At 44.4% G+C, this 25,302-nt stretch carries 24 protein-coding genes; 2 read left to right on the top strand and 22 right to left on the bottom strand.

What is annotated here, in order from left to right; translation table 11 throughout:
* Positions 1 to 112: 112 nt before the first annotated feature.
* From H171_RS01335 to H171_RS01310, 6 genes are all read right to left on the bottom strand, one after another.
* Positions 113 to 1,213, bottom strand: coding sequence for a GntR family transcriptional regulator (locus H171_RS01335; RefSeq protein WP_100303542.1), 1,101 nt, complete (start codon positions 1,211 to 1,213; stop codon positions 113 to 115).
* Positions 1,214 to 1,382: 169 nt separating this feature from the next.
* The gene (locus H171_RS01330) at positions 1,383 to 2,828 is read right to left on the bottom strand and encodes a 6-phospho-beta-glucosidase (protein WP_100303541.1); all 1,446 of its coding nucleotides are present in this window, start codon (positions 2,826 to 2,828) and stop codon (positions 1,383 to 1,385) included.
* 288 nt (positions 2,829 to 3,116) lie between these two features.
* Complete coding sequence (locus H171_RS01325; RefSeq protein WP_100303540.1) at positions 3,117 to 3,959, bottom strand: DegV family protein; 843 nt, start codon at positions 3,957 to 3,959, stop codon at positions 3,117 to 3,119.
* A 211-nt stretch (positions 3,960 to 4,170) separates the two neighbouring features.
* Positions 4,171 to 4,461: a sulfate transporter gene (locus H171_RS01320; RefSeq protein WP_100303539.1), complete on the bottom strand. Its 291-nt coding sequence runs from the start codon at positions 4,459 to 4,461 to the stop codon at positions 4,171 to 4,173.
* Between the two features lie 167 nt (positions 4,462 to 4,628).
* Positions 4,629 to 6,632, bottom strand: a complete 2,004-nt coding sequence (htpG, locus tag H171_RS01315; protein ID WP_100303538.1) for a molecular chaperone HtpG — start codon at positions 6,630 to 6,632, stop codon at positions 4,629 to 4,631.
* Positions 6,633 to 6,796: 164 nt separating this feature from the next.
* Positions 6,797 to 7,294, bottom strand: a complete 498-nt coding sequence (locus tag H171_RS01310; RefSeq protein WP_100307374.1) for a DUF5721 family protein — start codon at positions 7,292 to 7,294, stop codon at positions 6,797 to 6,799.
* 192 nt (positions 7,295 to 7,486) lie between these two features.
* On the opposite strand from H171_RS01310, the gene H171_RS01305 reads away from it, so the two are divergent.
* A complete protein-coding gene (locus tag H171_RS01305; RefSeq protein ID WP_100303537.1) occupies positions 7,487 to 8,773 on the top strand; it encodes a M18 family aminopeptidase in 1,287 nt (428 codons plus the stop codon).
* A gap of 2 nt (positions 8,774 to 8,775) precedes the next feature.
* On the opposite strand, the gene H171_RS01300 is transcribed toward H171_RS01305, so the two are convergent.
* From H171_RS01300 to H171_RS01275, 6 genes are all read right to left on the bottom strand, one after another.
* A complete protein-coding gene (locus H171_RS01300; RefSeq protein WP_100303536.1) occupies positions 8,776 to 9,984 on the bottom strand; it encodes a molybdopterin molybdotransferase MoeA in 1,209 nt (402 codons plus the stop codon).
* Positions 9,985 to 10,075: 91 nt separating this feature from the next.
* Positions 10,076 to 12,772 carry a formate dehydrogenase subunit alpha gene (gene fdhF / locus H171_RS01295; protein WP_166433659.1) on the bottom strand — a complete coding sequence of 899 codons (2,697 nt, stop codon included), beginning with the start codon at positions 12,770 to 12,772 and terminating at the stop codon, positions 10,076 to 10,078.
* Between the two features lie 47 nt (positions 12,773 to 12,819).
* Entirely contained in the window at positions 12,820 to 14,082 is a 1,263-nt protein-coding gene (locus tag H171_RS01290) for a complex I 51 kDa subunit family protein (protein WP_166433580.1), read from the bottom strand.
* Positions 14,083 to 14,101: 19 nt separating this feature from the next.
* A complete protein-coding gene (locus H171_RS01285; protein ID WP_100307372.1) occupies positions 14,102 to 14,587 on the bottom strand; it encodes an NADH-quinone oxidoreductase subunit NuoE family protein in 486 nt (161 codons plus the stop codon).
* A gap of 17 nt (positions 14,588 to 14,604) precedes the next feature.
* Positions 14,605 to 15,411: a formate/nitrite transporter family protein gene (locus H171_RS01280; RefSeq protein WP_100303534.1), complete on the bottom strand. Its 807-nt coding sequence runs from the start codon at positions 15,409 to 15,411 to the stop codon at positions 14,605 to 14,607.
* A gap of 24 nt (positions 15,412 to 15,435) precedes the next feature.
* Complete coding sequence (locus H171_RS01275; protein ID WP_278283592.1) at positions 15,436 to 16,056, bottom strand: molybdenum cofactor guanylyltransferase; 621 nt, start codon at positions 16,054 to 16,056, stop codon at positions 15,436 to 15,438.
* Between the two features lie 522 nt (positions 16,057 to 16,578).
* On the opposite strand from H171_RS01275, the gene H171_RS01270 reads away from it, so the two are divergent.
* On the top strand, positions 16,579 to 17,166 hold the full coding sequence (locus tag H171_RS01270; RefSeq protein ID WP_100303532.1) for a hypothetical protein: 588 nt from the start codon (positions 16,579 to 16,581) through the stop codon (positions 17,164 to 17,166).
* Positions 17,167 to 17,273: 107 nt separating this feature from the next.
* Here the strand turns inward: H171_RS01270 and H171_RS01265 are convergent, their stop codons facing one another.
* The 10 genes from H171_RS01265 to spo0A form a co-directional block, all read right to left on the bottom strand.
* Complete coding sequence (locus tag H171_RS01265) at positions 17,274 to 18,008, bottom strand: AAA family ATPase (RefSeq protein WP_100303531.1); 735 nt, start codon at positions 18,006 to 18,008, stop codon at positions 17,274 to 17,276.
* A 143-nt stretch (positions 18,009 to 18,151) separates the two neighbouring features.
* The gene (locus H171_RS01260) at positions 18,152 to 18,391 is read right to left on the bottom strand and encodes a hypothetical protein (RefSeq protein ID WP_100303530.1); all 240 of its coding nucleotides are present in this window, start codon (positions 18,389 to 18,391) and stop codon (positions 18,152 to 18,154) included.
* Positions 18,392 to 18,420: 29 nt separating this feature from the next.
* The gene (locus H171_RS01255) at positions 18,421 to 19,392 is read right to left on the bottom strand and encodes a peptidylprolyl isomerase (RefSeq protein ID WP_100303529.1); all 972 of its coding nucleotides are present in this window, start codon (positions 19,390 to 19,392) and stop codon (positions 18,421 to 18,423) included.
* Between the two features lie 22 nt (positions 19,393 to 19,414).
* Positions 19,415 to 20,197, bottom strand: coding sequence for an HAD family hydrolase (locus H171_RS01250; RefSeq protein WP_100303528.1), 783 nt, complete (start codon positions 20,195 to 20,197; stop codon positions 19,415 to 19,417).
* Positions 20,194 to 20,790 carry a Maf family protein gene (locus tag H171_RS01245; RefSeq protein ID WP_100303527.1) on the bottom strand — a complete coding sequence of 199 codons (597 nt, stop codon included), beginning with the start codon at positions 20,788 to 20,790 and terminating at the stop codon, positions 20,194 to 20,196. The genes H171_RS01250 and H171_RS01245 overlap by 4 nt, the downstream gene beginning before the upstream one ends.
* A gap of 160 nt (positions 20,791 to 20,950) precedes the next feature.
* The gene (locus H171_RS01240) at positions 20,951 to 21,508 is read right to left on the bottom strand and encodes a putative ABC transporter permease (protein WP_100307371.1); all 558 of its coding nucleotides are present in this window, start codon (positions 21,506 to 21,508) and stop codon (positions 20,951 to 20,953) included.
* A gap of 135 nt (positions 21,509 to 21,643) precedes the next feature.
* Positions 21,644 to 22,102: a divergent PAP2 family protein gene (locus H171_RS01235; RefSeq protein ID WP_100303526.1), complete on the bottom strand. Its 459-nt coding sequence runs from the start codon at positions 22,100 to 22,102 to the stop codon at positions 21,644 to 21,646.
* Positions 22,103 to 22,115: 13 nt separating this feature from the next.
* On the bottom strand, positions 22,116 to 22,685 hold the full coding sequence (locus H171_RS01230; RefSeq protein ID WP_100303525.1) for an HD domain-containing protein: 570 nt from the start codon (positions 22,683 to 22,685) through the stop codon (positions 22,116 to 22,118).
* Positions 22,686 to 22,722: 37 nt separating this feature from the next.
* Positions 22,723 to 24,168 carry a glycogen synthase GlgA gene (gene glgA, locus H171_RS01225; protein WP_100303524.1) on the bottom strand — a complete coding sequence of 482 codons (1,446 nt, stop codon included), beginning with the start codon at positions 24,166 to 24,168 and terminating at the stop codon, positions 22,723 to 22,725.
* Between the two features lie 97 nt (positions 24,169 to 24,265).
* Positions 24,266 to 25,072 carry a sporulation transcription factor Spo0A gene (gene spo0A / locus H171_RS01220; protein ID WP_025234581.1) on the bottom strand — a complete coding sequence of 269 codons (807 nt, stop codon included), beginning with the start codon at positions 25,070 to 25,072 and terminating at the stop codon, positions 24,266 to 24,268.
* Positions 25,073 to 25,302: the final 230 nt, after the last annotated feature.

The raw sequence follows: 25,302 nt of genomic DNA, 5'->3' as shown, positions 1-25,302 counted from the left end.
CATATAGAAAAAATATTTTTTATACAATATTTACAATAGCCCCAAAAAAAAGCACAGAACAATTATAATCATTGTTCTGTGCTCTAATTATTGCAGGAGCAAAATATATATTTTAGTACTCGCAAAATATTCCAGGTACCAGACGATCCATCTGGCTGTAGGACGGATCTTTTTCTATCTGTTTTAACAGGATCCTGATGGCTTCAAAGGCAATTTTCTTTTCATTCTGCTTTATATGGGTGAAATGAGGACCTCCGGGAGATAAATAATCTTCGTCAATGCAGCATACGGTAATTCCCTTCCATTTTCCAAGCCATCTGGCAATTCCATATTCGGCGCAGATTACCGCATCTAAGTCCTTATTATCATCGAGATACTGTTCAATCTTCTCACTGAGGCCTATATCAATATCATCTGAATAAATATTTATTTTTTCAGCCCCTTCCAGACAGCATTCCTCCATATTCTCAACCCCTGCAGCCTTTATGGCCTCACGGAATCCCTTTCTTCTGTCCTTAATGGAAGAAGTGCCGTTTTCTGAAAATGTAATGAAGCCGATCTTTTTATTTCCTTTATGAACCAGATAATCCACCAGCTCTTTCATAGCAAGATGGTTGTCTGTTCTTACGGATGGAACCGGGATCCCCTCCATTTTCTTATCGATCAGTATCATAGGAAATTCTTCAACCACAAGCTTTAAAATTGCCGTATTATAATAAATTCCATGACAGGGCATGACGATGATCCCACTGACGCCAAGCTCCTTTAGAAACTCAATTTCCTCTGTTTCTTTCTCCCTCTCTCCGTAAGAAAAGCGGACGCAGAGCTTATAACCGGCCTCAGCCGCCATGGCATCCATTGCATACATCATGTCAAGCCCAAAGCAGGAGGATACATGCTCCAGAACCAGGCCCAGCATCTTATCCCGGTCCGGGCTCACATATGGTTCCGCTGCAGCATCAAAGCCGCTTATTGTAGTCCCTGTACTCTTTACCGGAAGCTGTATAAAGCTTCCTTTCCCCTTGATCCGGTTTAAGTAGCCATCCCCTTTCAGGGCATTTAAGGCATTGGTAATGGTTATGGTACTCACTCCATACGCAGCCGCCAAATCTCCTGTCTGGGGCAGACATGTTCCTTCCTCCAGCTCTCCTGCAAGGATCTTATTTTTTAAATCCAGATAAATCTTTTTATATAAAAATTGTTCTTTTTCCATCGGGCCCCTCAAACTTTAACATTTTTATATATTATATCTTTTACTCCTGCTATTTTCAATAAAAATATATTTTTCTTTTAATTAAATGAAATCCATCAAAAAAAGCACCTTTCCGGATCTGTCCGATCCCAAAAGATGCTTTCCTTTCTCCCCAAATGCTATTTCGCTATCAAAATCCGCTTTCCTTCAAAACAGCTCCATTGCTTGCGATTACATTTTTATACCATTCAAAGGATTTTTTCCTGCTGCGTTTTAAGGTTCCATTTCCTTCATTATCCTTATCAACATAGATAAAGCCGTATCGCTTTTTCATTTCTCCTGTAGATGCACTGACCAGGTCAATACAGCCCCAGGGGGTATATCCTAATAAATCTACTCCATCCTCATCCACAGCCTCTATCATTGCTTTTATATGTTCTTCCAGATAATTTATCCGGTAGTCGTCAATGATGCTTCCATCCTCTTCCAGTCTATCCACTGCGCCAAGACCGTTTTCCACAATAAATAACGGTTTCTGATAACGGTCATACAGAGTATTCAAAGTAACCCTGAGTCCAAGAGGATCGATCTGCCAGCCCCATTCTGATTCCTTTAAGTAGGGATTCTTAATGCTCTTCATCACATTGCCTGATGTGGATTCTGTAATGACTTCTTCTGCTGTGCTGACACACCGGGATGAATAATAGCTGAAGGAAATAAAGTCTACCGTATGCTCTTTTAAGATAGCATCGTCCTCCGGGCCTGTTTCAAGCTTTATTCCTTCCCTCTCAAACATTTTCTTTGCATAGGAAGGGTACTCTCCTCTGGCCTGTACATCAATAAAGAAATAATTATCCCTGTCTTTCTTTATGCTTTCCCAGACGTCCTTAGGATTGCAGCTAAAGGGGTAGAAATTTCCTGCGGCAAGCATACAGCCTATTTTAAAATCCGGATTAATCTGGTGAGCCAGTCTGGTTGCCATGGCAGAAGCCACTAATTCGTTATGGGCAGCCTGATATTTCACCTGTATTTCATTTTCTCCTTCAGTGAACCGGATTCCAGCACCCATAAACGGCAGGTGAAGAAGCATATTGATCTCATTAAATGTGATCCAGTAAGTTACCTTATCCCGGAAACGGCGGAAAATGGCATCGCAGTATTTCACAAAACAATCAATGACCTTTCGGTTTTTCCAGGAATCATATTTTTCAACAAGAGCCAGCGGCATATCAAAATGGCAGATGGTCACTACCGGTTCAATCCCATACTTTAAAAGCTCATCAATAAAATCCTCATAAAACTTCAGCCCTTCTTCATTCGCCTCCTCTTCTTCCCCAGTTGGAAATATGCGGGACCAGGAAAAGGAAAAGCGATAGCATTTAAACCCCATTTCTGCAAATAAGGCGATGTCCTCCTTATAATGATTGTACATATCAATGGCTTCCCTGGAGGGATAATAGGAATCTACCGGCAGCTGCCTGTAATCCATCTCCCCCTGCATAACCGGAAGACGATTCTTTCCCCATGGAATCACATCAACGGTTCCCATTCCCCGTTTTCCCTCCTTCCAGCCGCCTTCACACTGGTTTGCCGCAGTGGCTCCTCCCCACAAAAAGTTTTCTCTCATAGTTCCCATCCTTTCTTTTTATAATACAGCTTTTAAAAGGCTGTCTTTCGGCCTCTCAAAAAACGTACTGTCTTTTAACCTCATCAGGCAGCGAAGCGGATTGAATATCCGATTGAATGCTGTATTCCAGATTTCCCTAAATAAAAAACTGGTCATATTTACGCCTTGCCTGAGCAAAAGTATAAATATAACCAGTTATGCCTGCATGATTAATTACAGTTACACCTAGTCAAACTCTCTATTTGTGAGCATTTTAACATATTTTTCCAAACTTGTAAAGCATTTATCATACACACTTTATAGCGTCATAATGATTCCGCCGTCATTGGCATATACCGTAGCAACTCCCGCTGTTTCAACAATGAGCACATCCTTAAATACAGCCTTCTTAAGCATCTCCTGTTTTACATGCTCCGCCCGCTCCGGATTATTGCAATGAGCAATCGCGAGAACCTTATCTCTGGTATCTCCTCCGTCCTTAAGGGCAATCTCCACCATGCGGGTCAGCGCTTTATTGATTCCTCTCGCCTGGTCCAGCTTAATGATTACGCCTGAATTAGCACCCATAACCGGCTTAATGTTTAAGGCTGTGGCAAAAAATGCCTGAAGACCGGTAAGACGTCCATTTTTTCTTAAAGTATCCAGACTTTCCAAAACAAAATAGGTCTTCATATTCTTGATAAAGACTCTTGCCTTTTCTTCAATTTCTTCAAAGGGCAGAGATGCCTGGCAAAGGGACTGAACGTAAAGAGCGATATTTAACTGTCCGGAAGAGGCAGAGTCTGAGCCTAGCACAGCAATCTTTTTCCCGTCATTCCCATGTTCTTCTTCATATAGCCTTTTTCCCAGAACCGCGCTGTTATAGCTGCCGCTTAGATGCTCGGACAGAGTGATAACAAAAATCTGGTCCACATCGCATTCAAAGGCTTCTTTATAAAGCTCCGGTGACGGACATGCTGTTTTAGGACACTCGCTGCTGCTTTTTACCAACTCTAAAAAACGCTTCTGGTCAAAGGTCTCGTCATCGATTACGTGAGTATTTCCCACTTGCAAAGTAAGGGGAATTATCTGAAAGTGAGGATCTTTCTTTAAATCTGCCGTGAGATCCAGGCAGCTGTCCCCAATGATTTTATAGCTCATATCTCTATCCTTCCTCCTGGCGAAAACTTATCATGTAGTATTCATTACCATATATTATAGAGAAACCAGACTCAGATGTCAATAGAATAATTTTACATGATCCGGCTGCTATGAGAATGAACCTTAACGATGCAAAAAATAATTTTTTTCATAAAAAAAGACTTATACCGGGAAACTTCCAAGGTACAAGTCCTTATCTTACCATCAGATATTATTCCTCTCCCTGCGCATCAAATACTCCTACTGCGCTTATGCTGGAACAAACGACCACTACGACAACAAACAGGATCAGAAGCGTAATTCCCCCGAAAAACCATATGAAAAAGGTAACTCCAAAGTCCTCAGATGTTCCTTCTGCCGGTTGGTTGGCTTCTGTAGCCGCAACTGTCTCTGCGTAAGACACCAGTGCGGTTCCAGGTGCAGCTCCTGCGAATATGCCCAGCATAAGAGCGATCATCAGACGCAGCATCGCCTTCCTTATCTTCATAGTCTTTTCCTTCATTAAAGTTTCTCCTTTCCATGCCCGTGCTATCTGGGTAATAGATGCATGCCCAATACAGCGGGGGCAGGTTCCCCCCTAAGGTATTTTCCCTGCCAATTTTAAATCGCTGTATCTAATATAGCACAATCGGGCAAAAAAAGATATCCCTAAATCCAAGGATTCGCCTTCTATTCCTCTGCCATCACAAGCATCAGTTCATTGCTTCTGGCAATAAATTTCGTCATGCGCTCCGGTGTCAGAGAACCATGGCTGAGAGCCGCCAGATCATAAAGCTGTTCACAGATGGAATTTGTATGGGTTCCGTCTTTGTGTCCCAGTATATATTGCACCAGCTTATTGTTGTAGTTAAGAACCAGGGTCTCACCGCCTGCACCAAACATGGAAGGATCCATTCCCGGCATGGTATACATCTTCATCATTTCCTGCATGCGGCGGGATTCCTCAGATACGGTAATCATGGATGATACATTTCCGTTCTTTAACTTCTCCACCTTTACTTCCAGATGTTCTTTATTCAATGCTTTGCGGAACAGCTCGGTCAGAGTCTCTGCATCTGCCTTCATGGCTTCCTTATCTTCTTCCTTTACCTCTTCCTTGAAGATGTCGGATAAGTCAGAATTAATGCATAAGAACTTAACATTCTCATTCTTCTGTTCCAGATAGCCTACAAACGGGCTGTCAATATTATGGGTTAAATAAACCGCATCTATGCCTGCCTCTTTAAACATGTTGATGTACTGGCTCTGCTCTTTTTCATCGGAGATATAGAATACGCTGTTTTCATGCTTCTCTTTATTCGCCTCCAGACAATCGGAAAGAGTTAAAAATTTACCGTCCAGATTCTTAAACAGGAGGGAATCATTGATCTTCTCCGCAAACTTTTCGTCTTTCAAACAGCCGAATTTAATAAATGGATTGATGTCATCCCAGTATTTTTCATAATTTTCACGGTCTGTCTTAAACATACCGGTTAATTTATCCGCAACCTTCTTTGTGATGTAGTCAGAAATCTTCTTCACAAAACCATCGTTTTGAAGAGCGCTTCTGGATACGTTAAGCGGCAGATCCGGGCAATCGATCACTCCCTTTAACAGCATCAGGAATTCCGGAATAACTTCCTTGATATTGTCAGCAATAAATACCTGGCTGTTATACAGCTTAATGGTTCCCTCCAGGCTGTCATAATTTAAATTCAGCTTGGGGAAGTAAAGGATTCCTTTTAAGTTAAAAGGATAATCCATATTTAAGTGAATCCAGAATAAAGGTTCCTTGTAGTCATTGAATACCTTGCGGTAGAAGGACTTATACTCCTCCTCTGTGCAGTCGTTTGGATGCTTGTTCCACAGGGGATTGATATCATTGACAGGTACCGGACGCTTTTTAATCTTATATTTTTCTTTGGCAGGAGATACCTCTACGACTTCTTTCTCACCGTTTTCGTTCTCTTTTTCCTCTGTCTTTGCTTCCTCGAGGATGGTTTCGATCACAGTATCCTTATCGGTCAGTTCATCCTTTTCAATGGTCTCATACTGAGGCTCTGAAGATGAACTGGATAAATAGATTGCCACCGGCATAAAGGAACAGTATTTATCAAGAACCTCTTTTGCGCGGTACTCGTTGCAGAATTCCAGGCTTTCTTCATTGAGGTACAGCTTAATGGTAGTACCGAAATCCGCCTTGTCCCCTTCTTCCATCTCATATTCCGTACCGCCGTCAGACTCCCAGTGAACCGCTGAAGCGCCTTCCTTATAGGATAAGGTATCAATCGTAACCCTGTCAGCTACCATGAATGCGGAATAAAAACCAAGTCCGAAGTGACCGATGATCTGATCTTCATTGGCCTTGTCCTTATACTTTTCAAGGAAATCCTGGGCACCTGAGAAAGCGATCTGGTTGATGTACTCATCAACTTCCTCCATGGTCATTCCAAGGCCGTTGTCCTTAAAGGTAATGGACTTTTCATTGGAATCGGTAATGATCTCGATCTTAAAATCCAGATCCTCCGGCTTCTGCCATTCTCCCATGATTTCCAGCTTCTTAAGCTTTGTAATAGCATCGCAGCCATTGGAAACAAGCTCGCGGTAGAAAATATCATGGTCGGAATACAGCCATTTCTTGATAATCGGAAAAATATTCTCGCTGTTAATTGTTAAACTTCCTGTCTTTGCCATATTAAAACACTCCTTACTCTTTTTTTCTATTTCAGTTCCATGTTTCCATGGAATTTTCACAAATTTGTAAACTTATGGATCATACCTGCAAAGAATATTTTAATACGCTGTTATGGAAATGTCAATAGAAAATCAGCACTCAATTAAACTGAGTGCTAATAATTTTATTCTTCCAGAAACGGAATCTCATTTTGTTTTAAAAACCCTTTAAACGCCTGATCCCATTCCTCATCCAGGGTCTTATCAAGGGTAAAGACAGAAACCGAGGTTCCTGTTACACAGGAAAGCTTATCTTCCTCATAGCGGATATTGAGGTACAGCCCCTTCACCTGATCAGGAGTAAAGGCAATCTGGCGGGAGGCAAGAAAGCGCTCGGTACCTTCCTTTGACATCTGCAGGATGATCCGGAAACTGACAGGAAGTCTTTTTCCTTTAATTAATGAAAAACAAAAAGGCTTCATCATAGCCCAGGTAGAAAGCTGTCCCGTATTCATTTCCTCCAGTTCCTCTTTGGAGTAATAAGTGGAACGGATATTTCCATCGATGGTAAATGTATTAAAAGTAACAATAACAGCTTCTTTAGCAAGGAACTGGTCAAACACTTCCCCTACGAACAGCTTGGAGGTAAAGAGCTTGAGGTCCTCAATTTTCAGTGCGATCATGGCAATTTCTCCCCATTTTATAATCTCTATCCGTTTACTATACACCGGATCCTCCCAGACTGTCAACGCAGGAATTCCAACGATCTTCGCTATTCCAAACGGTTTTTTTATGTGGTATACTTATTCACGAAAGCAATGAGCAGTGCAAAACAGCACCATGCCCGAAAACACAGGCGGAAAAGAGGAAATTATATGAATCATATCAAGCAGTTAGAGACACTGATCGCCGCATCCGTTTCTCCATACCACTGCATCATGGCGGCAGCAGACCAGCTATTGTCCGCAGGATTTAAAGAACTGTCCCTGGCTGAACCCTGGAAGTTACAACAGGGCGGGTCATACTACATAAACGTCTTTGATTCCACTTTGGTTGCATTTACCGTTGGGGAAGATCTGGGTGAAATACCGGCCCTTAAGCTGGCGGCTTCCCATACGGACTGGCCATGCCTGAAGGTAAAACCCTCCCCTGAGGTCACCTCTCTGGAATATGGAAAACTTAACGTGGAGGTATACGGTGGTCCTTTACTGGGAACCTGGTTTGACCGTCCCCTATCCATGGCGGGCAAGGTCTGCGTAGCCGGAACATCTCCCATGAAGCCTGAAACCATCTTTGTGGACTTTTCACGCCCCCTTCTTACGGTCCCCAACCTGGCGATCCACATGAACCGGGATGCCAACGATGGAGTTGCCATCAATGCACAGATAGACATGCTTCCCCTTATAACCCGGATCACGGATGAGTTAAGTAAGGAAGACTTTTTCTTAGAAGCTCTGGCTAAAGAGGCTGGTGTGAAAAAGGAAGATATTCTGGATTATGAAATCTGTATCTATAACTGGGAGCAAGGGACTCTCCTAGGCTTACAAAACGAGTTCTACTCTTCTCCCCGCCTGGATAACTTAACATCTGTTCAGGCCTGCTTAAGCGGGATCATGACCGGACCATGCAAAAACAGCATTCATGCCATCGCCCTGTACGATAATGAGGAAATCGGAAGCCATACCAAGCAGGGAGCTGCTTCCGCCCTGATGGAACGCATTCTTGAAAAAATCTGTTTATCCCTGGGCTATTCCAGGGAAACGTTCCTAAATGTTCTGTTAGGCGGCTTTTTGCTGTCCCTGGACGTGGCTCATGCCATTCACCCCAATCACGGGGAAAAATGCGATATTAAGAACCAGATTCTTATGGGAGACGGAGTCGCCATTAAGCTTGCCTCCAGCCAGGCCTACGCCACCGACGCTTCCAGCACAGGAGTCATTGAAGGAATCTGCCGGACAAATAATATTCCTTATAAAAAGTTCTCCAACCGCTCCGATGTGAAAGGGGGTTCCACTTTGGGAAGCATTTCTTCTGCACTTCTTACCATGCGGACAGTCGATGCTGGCGTGCCCATACTGGCCATGCACTCCGCAAGGGAAGTCATGGGCACGAAAGATCAGGAAGCCCTTGTTCATCTGGCAGAGGCGTTTTTCCAGGCATAATTTTACCGATCCTGCTTCCAATAAAGAATATCCACCATATCCCCCGGCGAAATAACCGATCCCTGTTTCTGGTCAATGATGCAGTTTGAACGGAGCATTTCGGATAAAACGGAGGAATGGTGGTTTCTGTCAAAGATATGGACGCCCATCTCATCGCTGAATGCCTGGACAAACCGCCTCCTTTTTGCCGCATTGACGTTTCCCTCTACTACCATACGCCTTATCTTTTTCCAGGAAAGGGAATCATCGCCAACCATCCTGGCCATGACAGGCCAGAAGAACAGCCGGAAATTGACCATGGCTGCAAAGGGATAACCGGATAAGCTGAGGATGAGCTTCTCCTTGTACCGGTTAGCCATGACAGGCGTACCCGGACGCATATTCACTCCATGAAAAAGCCGCTCGGCCCCTATTTTTTCCAATGCCTCCGGAAGAAAATCCTTCTTTCCCACGGAAAGTGCGCCGGTTGTGATAATCACATCTGCCTGGCCGATTCTTTCATCCAGCATGCGGGAAAACACCCTGGCATCGTCAGGGCTGATTTCCATAAAAGGAACCTGGACTCCCTGAGCTTTCAGCTGGGCAGCGATGGCATAGGCACTGCTGGGATACACCCCTACCTTTCCTAATGGACTGGTGAGCGGTACAAGCTCATTTCCCGTTGAGATTATGCCCACCTTCGGCTCTTGAAGCACCGTAATTTCCCGGATTCCCATACTGGCTAAAACGCCGATATGCCCTGCCCCCAAGCGGACCCGGCGGGGGATCATGCACGTTCCTGCCTGAAAGTCCTCTCCGATCCTGCAATAGTTCTGCCAGGGTATTCCCTCCATATAGATCTCTGCCTGCTCCTGGCCATAGTCCGTATCTTCCTGGCGTATCACACAGTCATAGCCCTCCGGCACCACGGAACCGGTCATCACCCGGATTGCTGTACCGGGCTTTGCCTGAATGGAAAGATAATCCCCTGCACATATTTCACCAGCCACTTGAAATTGGATTGGTGCTTGCCTTGAAGCGCCTTTTGTATCCTGACTTCTGACCGCATATCCATCCATTCCTGATTTGGGGAAATGGGGGACAGGGAAAGGTGCAGTCACATCCTCTGCACAAATTCTTCCATAGGCAGATAAAATGTCCAGCTTTTCTGTCTTTGTTTCTATTTTAACGCTGTTCACCAATAGGTTAACGGCTTCTTCTAATTCAATCAATCAGACTCCTCCCTCCTAATATAACGATATAAAGGATAAAGGGGCTGCTGTGAAATAACAGATTTTACAGCCCCTTTATTTAATCACAGGATTAAGTTCGTTTTACAGACACCGCACAAACCTTGTATTCCGGAATGCGGGCGATATCATCGATCACAAAATTCGTGATTTTATTCACATTTCCGTCTGCGAAATGGAAGGTCATAAATACTTCGGAAGGCATCATCTTATCTCCTACCACCGCCCTGGATTCAATTTCACCCCGGCGGGAGGATACTTTGACTTTGTCTCCGTCCTTAATTCCCAGCATGGCTGCGTCTCCCTGATTGATCTCAATATAGGAATCTCTGCAGATTTCATTTAAGCCTTCGGTTCTGCCTGTCATGGCTCTGGTGTTGTAATGGTAGAGCATACGGCCCGTGACCATCATAAACGGATAATCGTTGTCAGGAAGCTCCTTAGACGGACGGTACTTTGCCGGATAAAAATATCCAAGGCCCCTGGAAAATTTTCCCACGTGCATTATATAAGTGCCTTTGCTTTCCTTATCCGGGCAGGGCCACTGAAGCGTCTCCCCCCGGTCCAGCCTTTCAAAGCTGATGCCTCCAAAGGCCGGCGTTACGCTGGCGATTTCATCCATGATCTCAGCCGCCGTTTTTGTCTCACAGGGATAGCCCATACGGTTCATCACATCATAAAAGATGTCCGTATCCAGGCGCATGTCTCCTTCCAGAGTCACCGCTTTGCGTACCCTCTGCACCCGGCGTTCCGTATTGCTGAAGGTTCCCTCCTTTTCCCCATAGCTGGTTCCGGGCAGGATCACATCGGCAAACTGGGCCGTTTCTGTCATAAACAGCTCCTGCACCACAAGAAAGTCCAGACTTTTCAGGGACTTGGCAACGTGGCCCGTATCCGGATCCGTGACCATGGGGTCTTCTCCGAAAATGTAAAGCCCTTTGATCTTCCCTTCTATGGCTTCCGGCAGCACCTGGGTGGACATGAGTCCGGTGGCTTCACTTAAAGGAACGCCCCATGCTCTTTCAAATTTTTCCCGGACCTCTTTGTTTGCCACCTTTTGGTATCCAGGGAAATCATAAGGCATACACCCCATGTCACAGGCGCCCTGAACATTGTTTTGCCCTCTGAGTGGGTTGATGCCGCAGCCTGATTTTCCTATTTTCCCGACCACCATGGCCAGATTGGATAGGCTCATAACACCTTCTGTTCCTGTGGAATGCTCTGTGACGCCCAGGCAGTAAATGATAGGAGCTTTTTTTGCCCTGGCATACATCCTTGCGGCTTTGCGGATATCCTCTGCATCAATGTGACAGATCTCTGCAGCCTTTTCCGGTGTATAACCTTTCACGATTTCCGCCAGCTCCTCAAACCCTTCGGTCCGCTCCCGTATATAGTCCATGTCCGCAAGGCCTTCCTCGATAATGACATGGATCATTGCGTTGGCAAATGCGATATTGGTTCCAGCTTTGATTGGCATATGGATGACCGCATCTTTAACCAGATCGATCTTACGCGGGTCCACCACAATAATCTGCGTGCCCCTCCTGATTGCCTGCCGGATCTGTGTGCCGACCACGGGGTGGGCTTCGGTTGGATTGGAGCCTATGAGTAAAATAAGGTCAACATCCTCCGTAATGTCCCGGATTGGATTTGTCATGGCTCCGGAACCCAGGGTCGTGGCAAGGCCATGGACCGAGGCGGAGTGACAGACTCTTGCGCAGTTATCTACATTATTGGTTCCAAAAGCAGCCCGCATCATCTTCTGGAAAACGTAATTGTCCTCATTTGGAGCCCGGGAGCAGGAAAAGCCGGCATTGGCATCCGCTCCATACTTCTTTCTGATTTCTGTAAACCGGCTTGCAATTAAGTCCAGGGCTTCGTCCCAGCTTGCCTTCTCAAATTTCCCGTCCCGTTTGATAAACGGATGGGTAAGACGGTCTCCGGAATGAATGAACTTATAGGAGCCGAACTTGCCCTTTACGCACAAAAGCCCTCTGTTTGACGGTCCGTCAGCCGGATCTACCCCCACGATCCGGTTATTCTTCACCAGAAGATCCATTTGGCAGCCAGTAGCACAATGGGGGCAGGTAGTCCGTACCTTTTTAACCTCCCATGCCCTGTAATGTCTCTGCTGATCCTTAGAGGAAAGAGCCCCTGTGGGACAGTTTGACACACAATTTCCGCAGGATTCACAAATGGACTCTCTCCACGGAAGCTGATAGCTTGGGCTCATTCGGGTATCAAAACCGCGGTTGGAAACGCTGATAACATCTCGCCCCTGGAGCTGCTGACATACCCTGGTGCAGCGCCGGCACATAATACATTTTTCAGGATGGAAGGAAAAGAAAGGATTGCTGCTGTCCGTTTCATTGGTCCCTACTCTCTTTCCATAGGGGAAGCTGGTTTTTTCCACACCGTATTCCAGACAATAATCCTGGAGCCTGCATTCCCCATTGGAGGCGCAGTCAAAGCAGCTGAGCACATGATTGCTCAAAAGGAGGTCCAGGATAAAGCGCCGGGATTCCACCACCCGTTCCGACCTGGTGGATACTTTCATTCCAGGAGCACAGTGCTCGGAGCAGGAAGGGACCAGACCTCCTTTTCGTCCGCCCTCGATTTCCACCACGCACATCCGGCAGGAACCATCCGGCGCCAGTTCTTTCATATGGCAAAGAGTGGGGATCTCAATATCCAGTGATTTACAGGCCTCCAGAATGGTGGTTCCCTTTTGTACGGCAATGGCGTGCCCATCGATTTCCAGTTCAACCATAGAGTTGTTTTTTTCTGTTTCTAACACAGTATTCTCCTCCTTCTCCATTAACTGATACAGGCTTCGAATTCATCTCTGTAGCCGGCTAAGGCAGAATTCACAGATACTGATACCGATTGGCCAAGTCCGCAAGCAGACAAATAAGTAATATGATCCAGCATCTTTTCAAGCCGTTCAAGATCCCCAGGCCTGCCCTTATGATGCTGAAAATTCTGGAGCAGCTCTAAAAGCCGCGTGGTTCCCAGCCGGCAGGGCGTACATTTGCCGCAGGACTCATGGACAAAAAATTCCATGACACTTGTGATATACTCCACAACGCTAACGCTGTCATCCATTACCACGATGGCGCCGGATCCCACGGCCAGCTTATGGGACCAGAAATCTCCGTAATCATACAGGCAGCCCTTGATCTGCCCGCTGGTTCCGATAGGTCCGGACTGACCTCCAAAATGGCAGAATTTAATGGGCCTCCCTGTGGAGGTGCCGCCTCCGTATTCCTCGCTGTAGAGTATCTCATCCAGGGGTGTGCCAAGGGGAATCTCATAAATTCCCCTGTTTTTAATATGCCCGGATAAGCAGATGAGCTTGGTGCCTCCCCCATCCTTTGTACCAAGCTGTAAAAATTCTTCTCCGCCCATATTGATGACAGCCGGAACACAGACGAAGGATTCCACATTGTTGACAAGCGTTGGCTTTCGGTATAGACCTACATCCGCCAGATGGGGAGGCTTCACCCTTGGACGCCCGGTTTTGCCCTCCACCGAATTAAGAAGAGCCGAGTTCTCACCGCAGACATAAGCGCCGCCGCCGGAAACAATGTGGAGATGAAAATCAAACCCGTCAATCCCCATAATCTTATTCCCCAGAAATCCGGCAGCCAGAGCGTTGCTTACCGCCTGATGGAACACTGCCTGGATGTGGCGGTATTCCCCCCTGATATAAATGTAACCGTCGTTGGAACCGAAGACATATCCTGCGATCAGCATGCCTTCAATAATGCTGAGAGGATCCTTTTCTAACAGCAGCTTATCCTTAAAAGTACCTGGTTCCCCTTCGTCTGCATTGCAGACGATGTATTTGGGAGTATCGGTGCTGCCGTATAAATGGCGCCATTTACGGCCTAATGGATAGGCTGCTCCGCCTCTTCCGCGAAGCAAAGCGGTATCCAATTCTCCTAAAATATCCTCCCTGTCCATTGTAACGGCTTTTTGCAGTGCCGCAAAACCGCCGTATGTTATATATTCATCTACGGAAGTGGAATCCGTCATTTTACCCACTCGTTTTAAAAGGACCGGTTCTTTCATTGCCATTGTGTTTCCCCCTTTCAGCTTATACGGCTATTCTGCCTCTGCGCAGGTCATCAATCAAAGCAGATATTTTTTCGTCGCTGAGATTGCCAAATACCGTATCCTTGATCTTAATGACCGGACCAATGTCACAGGCGCCCACGCACGGAATATAGTGGTAGGCAAAAAGACCGTCATCTGTCGTCTTACCCATGGGTACGCCAAGCTTTTTCTCCAAGGATAAGCACACCTCTTCCGAGCGGGAGAAATGACAGGGCGAGCTGTTGCAGATCTTAAGGACATATTTAGCCTGAGGCTTATCCTTTAACATAGCATAATAGCTGACAATCTCATATACCCTGGTTTCAGTCATATGCAGTTCTTCTGCCACCATGGCCGCAGTTTCTTTGTCAATATTGCCTTCTTCCGAAGCAAATTGAAGATCAATTAAAATTTCCAAAATGTTTTCCTGCTTTGCTCCATCCTGCCGGATGATCCTAAGCTTTTCTTCCCTTACCCTTGTATCCATTGCAATGACCCTTTCTTTCATTTTAATTTAACTTCACATTCCGTTTTGACATTCTCTTTCTGCCCATACATGCAGAAGCAGGGAAGGGCAAAAACCAGTGCTCCGCCAATGGCGTTGCCGATAAAAACAAACACCGTATTCTGCAGGTAATTAAACCACGTGATCGAAGTCTCACCGGAAAAGATTGCTGCCGGAATGACAAAAGCGTTTGCCACCACATGCTGAAATCCCAAGACCACAAAAATCATGATAGGGAACCACATTCCCGCCATCTTTGCGGTAAACCCCTTAGCGCTGGTCGCAAACCATACAGCCATGCAGACAAAGATGTTGCAGCCGATAGCAGAAACCAGTGCCACCATAGGTGGATCGCTGATCTTAGAATTGGCTACAGCCATGGTTTTTGCCAAAAAAGCTCCTTCTGTCAGTCCCACAAAATGACCGAAGGAGTAGGCGACGATCATGCTTCCAACCATATTTCCTGCCATGACCACCACCCAGTTATAAGTTAAATCCCAGAACGATATCTTTTTCTGGAGCAAACCGATGGTCATGGTCATCATATTTCCGGTGGCCAATTCTCCTCCAACCAATACAATCGCCATAAGTCCCATGGGAAAAAGACAGCCTCCGAGAAATGTTGCAAAGCTCCCCCACTGGGCAGGCATTGTTCCCTGTACACGTATGCATGCTAAAAAGCCTTCTGCGATAAATGAACCGCCAAGAATAGAAAGTAAAAACAATTTCATAAAAGACAACTTCTTTTTTATTTGGGCCTTATCTCCCAAAATATCCAAAACTTCTGCCGGACTAAAAAATCCCATTTTCCCCCCCCTATGTAACTCCATTCATTTTTTTGTTGTTTTCTGGTTCCAATTTTGTACATCATCCGGTGTGTTTAAATTTACGATAGCGTTTATCTCCGTATCGCTTAAGCAATACAGCCCCACTTTCAGGGCCGGAAAAGCACTGCGTGGCTTGAGTTCTCCTATCTCCAGTTGTTTTTTAAATACAGGAAGGCAGGACTTGTGGTAAAAAGCGAGCAAAGGCTCTAATTTCCCCTGATGACTGCAAACCAAAACCTGTTCCTCTTCCAGCTTCCGGTACATCCGGCCGATCAGCCCAATATCCGGTAAAGGCATATCGCAGGCCATAATAAAAATGTATTCCGTCTGAACCTGCTCTAAAGCAGTACTTATCCCGCCCATGGGCCCCTTTTCCATATAGTGATCCTCCAATATGCGAAACTCCGTAAAATCCGTCCGGCCATCAAACTTGGCTTTTGTATTGCTGACCAGAACCACCTGTTCAAACAGGCTTTGCAGCTTCCCAGCTGTCTGCAGCAGCAAATACTGCTCGTCATCCATCAAAAATGCTTTGTCAAAACCCATTCTCCGGCTTTTGCCTCCGCATAAAATGGCGGCTGTTACATTTTCGATTTTTTTATCTGCACTTTTGAAAGAAATCACCTCCTGTTTTTGTCTTTTTATGAAACTCACCGGACATTGATGCCTAAAAAATTTTTTTAGGTAATAAAATATTTTTAGATTGTTTTTTTATATTAACACTCCATCGGGCACGTGTCAATATGTACAAATTAGTATAACGGTTGCATTTTATTTTGTTTATAATACATAAATGTATATTATTTTATTTTTTTATTGTTATGTTTTTCCCAATATCTTCTCGTCGTTTCCATGATTCTTTTCAGGCAATATTTATAATTGTGTCATCAAAATACAGAATGCCTGATTTTTTACTGGCTCATTAATATAAATTAAGAGAAGGTATTCCGCACACCTGGCAGCCAAAGCGATGTAATCCTTAAATCGAAATGTTTTTTTGTTAAATATATCACGCATTTCCGACGGTTTTCCCCGTGTTTTCCATGTTGTACCCATGTTAGGAACATGTTATAATAAAAATAATTTCGCACAGAATGATATTGGTTTTACCAAAAAAATGCAGCAGTTTATGGAAACGGAGCTTATATGAGTACAGAAAATAAAACGCTTCTGCAAGCCAGACATATGGTACTAATCGGAGCAACCGGACGGAACAGCGGAAAAACAACCCTGGCACTTCAGATTATCCATGCCATTAAGGATACATTACCGGTTGTTGCATTCAAGCTGATAACCATAAGGAACCATGGGGATATATGCCCCAGAGGAGGCAAAGGCTGCGGAATCTGCCAGGGACTGAAAGGCTCCTTTGACATTACGCTTGAGACCGGTACCGGAACTAAAGATACTATGCTTTTAAAAAAGACCGGGGCAAATCAGGTTTATCTCATCCGTGCCTATAAGGAAAATTTAAGAGAGGCATTAGAGGAAGCGCTGAAACTGGTTCCAAAGGATGCCCTTATTCTATGTGAATCCAATAGCGTACGACTGGTGGCGGAACCTGCTCTCTTTGTAATGATTCAAAGCGCTTCTTCCAGCATAAAGCCTACCGCTGAGGCAGTGATGGAGTACGCAGATGTAATTCTTCCACAAGATGAAGTTCGCTTTGAGAATTTTGTTCAGGGGGAATTGTATCAGATATTAAAATCAAATTTTTCAGAAATGAACCAATGAAATGGAGCCGGGCTTAAAAAGCCCGGCTTCTAAACGTTTTAAATTGAGACCAGCCATAGAACAGGCTCCAAGCCCAAATTTCTCTTAATTATTCCATACATAACTAATTAATCAAGCAGCTCAGAAATCATTTTTTTATAGTTATTAGCAAAAGCTTTTGTAATAATATAATGCTCCGTTTCTTCTAGTTTAACAGTTTTAAACCCCTTATCATCAATTTGGTATATCGTTGCATTGGGAAATGCCATTAAAATAGGAGAATGTGTTGCAATGATAAATTGTGAATTTCTCTCAACCAATTGATCGATCAGGCAAATCAAGCTCATCTGTCTGGAAGGCGAAAGTGCTGCTTCCGGTTCATCCAGAATATAAAGTCCATTACCGCCAAATCGATTCTTGATTAACGAAAGAAAACCTTCTCCATGGGACTGTTTGTGCAAAGATATTCCTCCATAACTATCTAATAATCGAACATCGCTGTCAAGCTCATCAATATTTGTAGATACATTATAAAAGCTCTCTGCCCGGTAAAAGAAACCATCTCTTGCTTTAACATGGCTTTTTGATAAAACTAAATAATCTGATAATTGAGAATGTGTATCCTTCGTCGAGAAATTAAAGTTCCTTGTTCCACCTTCCGGATTAAATCCAGAAGCAATGGCCAGGCTTTCTAAAAGAGTCGACTTACCTACTCCATTCTCACCCACAAAAAAAGTAACATCTGTAGAAAATTTCAATTCCTTTTGTTCAGTTAGTTGTTTTATTGCAGGTATATTAAACTCATATCCAGAATCATTATACGCCTTTTTCTTATTAAAATAAACAGATTTAATGTATATCATAATCAACCCACCTATATCGAAACAGAAGATCCTCTAGTAGCTTTCCCGAGAAAAATGATACATATTTATATAACTTAAGTAAACTTTTTCCTCCCCTTACAGTTCAAAAAAGGGGAAATCATCTCCCTGATTTCCCCTTCCATTTAATGCGATTCCCCCATGGTTTCCGGCGCCACTGCCCGGCTGGTTTCCAAAGGAGAATCAGAGGTCTTACTTCCCTCCCAGTACCGGTAACCAAACACGCCCCCAACTGTCAGGCAGACCAATAGAAATAAGGCAAGCAGAATCCGGAGCACCCCTATAAAGATCTCCCGTCCCCGGTTTCTTCTGCGCCTGCGGCTGCGGCTGCGTCCTCTCATCCTATCATATTCTTCCGGTTTCATCTGTAGTTTTCCCCATCCTTCCCCTATGGTTAGTCAGAAAAATACTTCTTATAGATTTCAAAAAAATTCGTGGTAGTTGTTCTGTCATCTTTGGAAAACTTTACATCTTTCCATATCTCATTGCTGAAAGTAATCGGATTATCTTTCTTAAACTGGGAATAAATCTGATCAAAAGCTTCCTTTTTCCGTTTGCGGTACAGCCCGGCTTTTCTCTCCTGGGTGGCGTCCTGATCATAATCATTTACGCACCGGATAATATAATATTTGCCATTATCCTCCACAACCTGACTGATCTGGCCTGCAGATAGAGAAAAGGCAGCATCTTCATAGGGGCCAGGATTCTCCCCTCTGCCGATTTTGTATGTGGTAACAGGATTTTCGGAATACTCCCTGGCAAGCACAGAAAAATCAGCCCCCTCTGCTTCTGCCTTTAAAAGCACAGTCGAAGCTGCATCCACATCAGACATAACGATCTGATCCACCTGGATTACTTTGGCTTCGCTGTCGCTGATCTCCAGATTCATATCCTTTGTCAGTTCATCCACTACCTTATTGGACAGGTAATATTCCTCATACATCGTCCTCACATCCGTTTCTGTGGCTCCCATGTAAGAGATATCTTCCTTTGTCAGGGAAGAAAAGTATTCTTCTGACGCTTTACGGACTTCTTCCTTTTCCGCACTTGTCAGGGTGACTCCCTTATTCTTAGCCAGGAGATTCATCATTTTCATTTCCTGAAGAAATTCCTTCACCTGATCCACCAGATAGGTTTCAAAGGTCTGACCGCCTGGTAAGTCCACTCCCCAGATCTGATTGGTATAAATCTGCTGGTACCGGTTTCTTTCCGTAGCCACGATCACCATGGATTGGGACAGCGTATACGCCTTTGTCTCCAAAGATTCAGAAACAAGGGGGATATTCGCCCTGCACCCGGACAGCAAGGCAATTACCGCTGCAGCAGCCAGAAGGACTTTTCCCATAATCTTAAATTGTCCTTTCATGAGCACTCTCTTTTCACGCTGCTTAAAGCAGCTTCAGTATTTTCAGGACCCCGTCGTTTACGTTTGTGTCCGTCCGAAATCTGGCTGCCGCCTTTACCTCTTCCCTGGCGTTTCCCACGGCAAAGCTGTAATATGCCTGCTTTAACATCTCAATGTCATTTAACTGATCACCAAATGCCATAGTCTCCTCCGGCTTAATCCCAAGACTGTCCTGAAGGAGCTTCACCGCCTGCCCTTTGTTAATTCCCGGTCTCATACAGTCAAGCCACATATCTCCTGCTATGGTCATCTTAAGACGGTCCGCATATTTTTGCCGCAAGACTCTGGTATGGGCCTCCACATCGGTCTTACGGTACACGGAGACCTTGATGAACTCAGATTCCACCTTGGTCAAATCTTCTACCTGCTTCACATGGAACTTATAGCCGTTTATCATCCAGTCCAGGAATTCCTGGTTGTCTGTCTCTGTATAAATCACATCGGGTCCGCAGATCATGATATCAAGTCCAGCCATATTCCTCACATCCTGTACCATATCCATAACCGTCTTACGCTCAATGGGGTTGACGTACAGACTTCTGCCATGACAGCCCACATAAGCGCCGTTATCCGAAAGATAGAATACCTTTTCCTTGATGGGTTCAAATATGGATTCAATGCTGAGCCACTGTCGTCCGCTGGCTGCGGCGAACTGGATCCCTTTTGCCCGCAGCTTTAAAATCACATCATAAAGCTCAGGATTCAGCTCGTTGCCTCCATCCGGTACAAGAGTTCCGTCAATATCCGATGCAATCAGTTTAATCATTCCTTATCCTCCTGTTCAAACATCTGCTTTATCTCCTGGTACACACGTCCTACAGGCAATCCTACTACATTATTATAATCGCCGTCAATCCCTTTAATAAAAGCTGCGAAATTTCCCTGTATCCCATAGGCCCCGGCTTTATCCATAGGCTCTTCGCTGTCTGCATAGGCTTTTATCTCCCCGTCTGACATGGGATAGAGATGAACATCGGTCTTTTCCACAAATGTCCTGACTTTTTTTCCACTGCCTCCGCAATACACCAGGGTGACCCCTGTGTATACCTGATGGGTCCTTCCTTCCATCAGGGAGATCATCCGGTAAGCGTCTTCGTGGCTGACCGGCTTGCCCAAAATCTCTCCGCCTGCTGCAACTACAGTGTCCGCTCCTATGACATAAGTCCCCGGCTGCATGCGGCTGGCCACGTCTATCGCCTTCTGGCAGGACAGCTCCATCACCGCCTCCTCAGGTAAGTTTGTGGTAATCGTCTCCTCTATGGTGCTGGGCACGATTTCCGGCATTATTCCGATCTGAGCCAGAAGCTCTTTCCTTCTTGGTGAAGCGGAAGCCAATACAAGCCTTTCTATCTTATTCATCCCTAACCTCCATGTTACTCTTTCTGATTTTATAATAGAATAGACACAGGCGTCTATGATTGTACTGCATTCGCCAAATGACGCGAAAGCGAATTTAGCTCATTGCTTTTATGGTATTAAATAGCAAATAAGCGGGACCCATATCGAATCCCGCCAATCATCAATAAACTTTCAATCGTCCGATCATGGACGTCTCATCATCGTCATAGTCATCTCGAAGCTGCATCCTCATGGTGTATATGAAATCTGCCAAATAAAAAATTAAAAGGCCCATTGCCACCAATCGTTCAAAATTCTCTGGAATCATCCCTGCCATCTGATTGACAAATCCGTTTAGGAAGCGGAAATAGAAAATTCCCAGGAACCCCCATGCAATGCTGCTTTCCAGACAGATGATCCCTTTGTAATTAAACAGCTTCCGGCTGTAATCCCACCAGAAGGAACCGAACAGCCTTATCATCATGTGAGCTGTTAAAAGCTCCATAAAGGTTGCCATAGCCATGGAGGCGAAATAGAGATGAACCGGATTGCCTGCAAGAGGCTTAAGCAGGATCATCGCTCCCGTGGCACCAAATCCATAGATGATACAGAAAGGTCCATGTCCAAATCCCCGATTCAACACAGGCCTTTTATTTTCATAACTGAGTACGGAACATTCAAGAAGGTATCCAAGAAAACTGAACAGGAAAAAACAGTTTATCCTATGATAAATTGACATATCCATTTTACCTCCAATTTTAACAATTTTTGAACTTGTTAAAGTATATAATGGATATCTTAAGAAATCAAGGACTATTTTCTTACGATTCCCAGAAAATTTTCTTCTTTATTCCCATAGATGCAAGGTATTTGACTAATAGTACTGAGAGATAAACAGCGCCAGCAAGATTCCTAAAATTGCACCTGCTGCCACCTGAAGCGGAGTATGTCCCACATATTCCTTTAATCGTTCCTGTAATATCTCTCCTTTAAGCTCAAATGGATTTTCCAACAGGATACTGTTTAACAGCTTGGCCTGTTTTCCGGTTTCCCTGCGAACTCCCATGGCATCATACATGACAATCATGGATAGGACAAAGCAGACCGCAAACTCAAAAGAACCGACGCCATAGCGGTGAATGGCGGCGGTCGTCAACGCACAAACCGTTGAGGAATGGGAACTGGGCATTCCCCCAGATCCCACAAGCCTCTCCGGATTAAAGTTTTTGTTAAGGGCCAGGTCTATGATCGTTTTTAAAACCTGTGCAACCAGCCAACCGGCAACTGCAGTAATCAAAACCTGATTCCCAAGTATATCTTCCCAAAATGTCATGGTTTCCTCCGTATTATGCAGCGCTCTTCTTTCCAAATCCGTATAAGATCCAACGCTTGATCCTGGCCATTGTTTCAATTAGTCCGCAAAATTTATCCGAGTAAATGATCACCATTCCCTCCCGGCTTTTTGGAGGGATGGGTGTCAGCGGCCACATATGGCGTAAAATCATATCTTTTTCTTTTTCTGTTAAATCAAAATATTTTACTGCATTATTAAGTGCAGTCCGGGGATGAGTAAAACCATGGAAATGTTCCCCAGTTTCCTTTGCATGGGTATGCCAATCATACAAAAACAAATCATGAAGAAGACCTGCCCTTGCGACCTCAGCATAATCCCAGCCCATCTTCCTGCAAATACAGTAGCCCATATAGGATACCTTAATGCAATGAGCCTTGCAGCTTGTGTCTCCGTGCTGCATATAATTATCCATAGACTGGAATACCGGATTATCTATAATGTCCCTGACGCAGTCCATATAATCTGTATCTTCACAATAATCTTCCCGTTCTACCCAGGAAGAATCTTCTGCCCATCGAATTGCTTCTTCTTTCTCTTCTCGGGTTAAATGCATGCTGTCCATCCTTATTCAAACGCTTCTTTCCTGATCCATGGCCGGCTCAATCGCCGATCAGCCAATCATAAAGTTCCTGATATTTCATGGCTGAAGTTTTCCATGAGTAGTCCTTTGCCATGGCGCGGTCTATGATCTTGTTCCACTCACGTTTCTTATCGTAGTAGACCCCCTCCGCGTACCGGATAATCCCTAACATCTCGTGAGCATTATAATTGGAAAACGAGAAACCGGTTCCCTGATTCTCATATTCATTATACGGCTCAACCGTATCTTTTAAACCACCGGTTTCCCGTACAATGGGTACGGTGCCGTAACGGAGAGCCATAAGCTGGCTCAGTCCGCAAGGTTCAAATAGGGACGGCATAAGGAACGCATCACAAGCAGCGTAAATCTTATGGGACATTGCCTCTGAATAATAGATATTGGCGGATACCTTATCCTGGTATTTCCACGCATAATGGCGGAACATATTCTCATACCGATCTTCTCCGGTACCAAGAACTACCAGCTGGATATCATCACTGCACAGCTCGTCAATCACGCACTGGATTAAATCCAGTCCCTTTTGATCTGTCAGTCTGGAAACAATACCGATTACAAACTTCTTCTCATCCTGATTCAGTCCAAGCTCCTGCTGCAAAGCCCGCTTGTTCTTCACCTTTTCCTTACGGAAATTTTTTAAATTATAATTCTTTTCAATATACGGATCGGTTTCCGGATCGAACTCCTCATAATCAATCCCATTGACAATTCCCCGGAGGCTGCCTGCACGTGCACGCATCAGGCCATCCAGCCCTTCCCCGTAAAACGGCATCTTAATTTCTTCCGCATAGGTATCGCTGACCGTTGTTATAGCATCGGCATAAACAATACCGCCCTTTAGCAGGTTGCCATCTTTATATGCTTCCAGCTTATCCGGAGTAAAATAATAATCCGGCAGACAGGTAAGCTTCTGTATCGTCTTTACATCCCAAACGCCCTGGAACTTTAAATTGTGAATCGTAATTACAGCTTTCATGTTCCTGAAAAAATCTCCATCATGAAACCGGTCCTTTAATAAAACTGGAACAAGGGCGGTCTGCCAGTCATGACAGTGAACCACATCCGGCTGGAATCCGATAACCGGAAGCGCTGACAAGGCTGCTCTGGAGAAAAAGCAAAATTTTTCCAGGTCATGATACCAGTCTCCATAGGGCTTGGAACCATTATAATATTCTTCGTTATCAATAAAGTAAAAGGTAATGCCTTCATGAACATACTGAAGAATTCCCACATACCTGTTTTGGCCCAGATAATCCATATAAAAATGGTCAATATAGGTCATCTGGATCCTCAGCTCTTCTTTGATACATAGGTACTTGGGAATTATGACTCTTACATCGAAATACTCTTTATCGAAACACTTGGGAAGGGATCCCACAACATCTGCGAGACCACCTGTTTTAATAAAAGGTACTGCCTCTGATGCAACGAATAAAATCTTCTTCATTCAAAAACCTCCCTTATCCTTTTCCCGCTGGGGTATTGTCGGTTTTTATTTAGTATACTGCATTTTAAAGAAATAAGGAAGTATCAAAAGTTACAAATCAGGAAAGTTTTTTATAGTCCAGTCTTATCTTATCGGCAATTAAAGCAATAAATTCAGAATTCGTAGGTTTTCCTTTGCCGGTGCTTACCGTATATCCAAACAATTCATTGATGGTATCCATCTTTCCCCTGCTCCAGGCCACCTCTATGGCATGGCGAATCGCACGTTCCACCCTGCTGGGAGTTGTCTGATGTTTCTTTGCAATGGAGGGGTAAAGTATTTTTGTGACAGAGGTGAGCATTTCCTGATCCTGTACCGAGATAACAATGGCATCCCTCAAATACTGGTAACCTTTAATATGCGCAGGAATGCCTATTTCATGAAGCATCTGTGTTACATCATTTTCTAAGTTCTGTTCCATGTATTCCGTTTTATTGACATAAGGTTTTACTTTTTTCATCCCCTGTAAGCTTGGAGTCTTCGACTTTCTCTGTCCTACCCTTCGTACCTTATCGACGATAATATCCTTATTAAACGGTTTCATTATGTAGTAATTTGCTCCCATTCGGAAAGCATCTTCAGTAATATTCTCGCTTCCTGCTGCAGTGACCATAATAAATGACGGAATCTTTGTAACAGCACCATTTCCGCGTACCCGTTCCATAACTGTTATTCCGTCCATTCTCGGCATAATCACATCCAATAAGACAACATCAGGATTTGTTTTGAGGATCATGTTATAAGCGTCTTCGCCATTATCCGCTCTTCCTACTACGTGAAAATCCTCCTCTCCCTCCAGTATATCATTCAGCAGATTCAATGTCTGCAGGTTATCATCCGCAATCGCAATACTAATTTCTGACATATTGATACTCTCCTTCTGATTCTTCAAATATAGATTAAAACTAGTGTAAAGCCATTATAGTCTTGCCCTAGCTTATGCCGCAATGGGATTCTATCGCATTATTCGACAAAAGGAACTGGTTTTTAAGTTGATTTTAAAAGTATTTTTTTCCTTTGTTACGTCGAAGGTCGAAAAGGCTTACCCCAGTCCAAAACCGTGAAGGTCCTCTGATTCTCCACCGGTGTTGAAAA

Source organism: [Clostridium] celerecrescens 18A (assembly GCF_002797975.1).
GTDB classification, from domain to species: Bacteria; Bacillota; Clostridia; order Lachnospirales; family Lachnospiraceae; genus Lacrimispora; species Lacrimispora celerecrescens.
The sequence above is the reverse complement of the archived record's forward strand: the minus strand, read 5'-3'. Positions and strand labels throughout refer to the sequence as shown.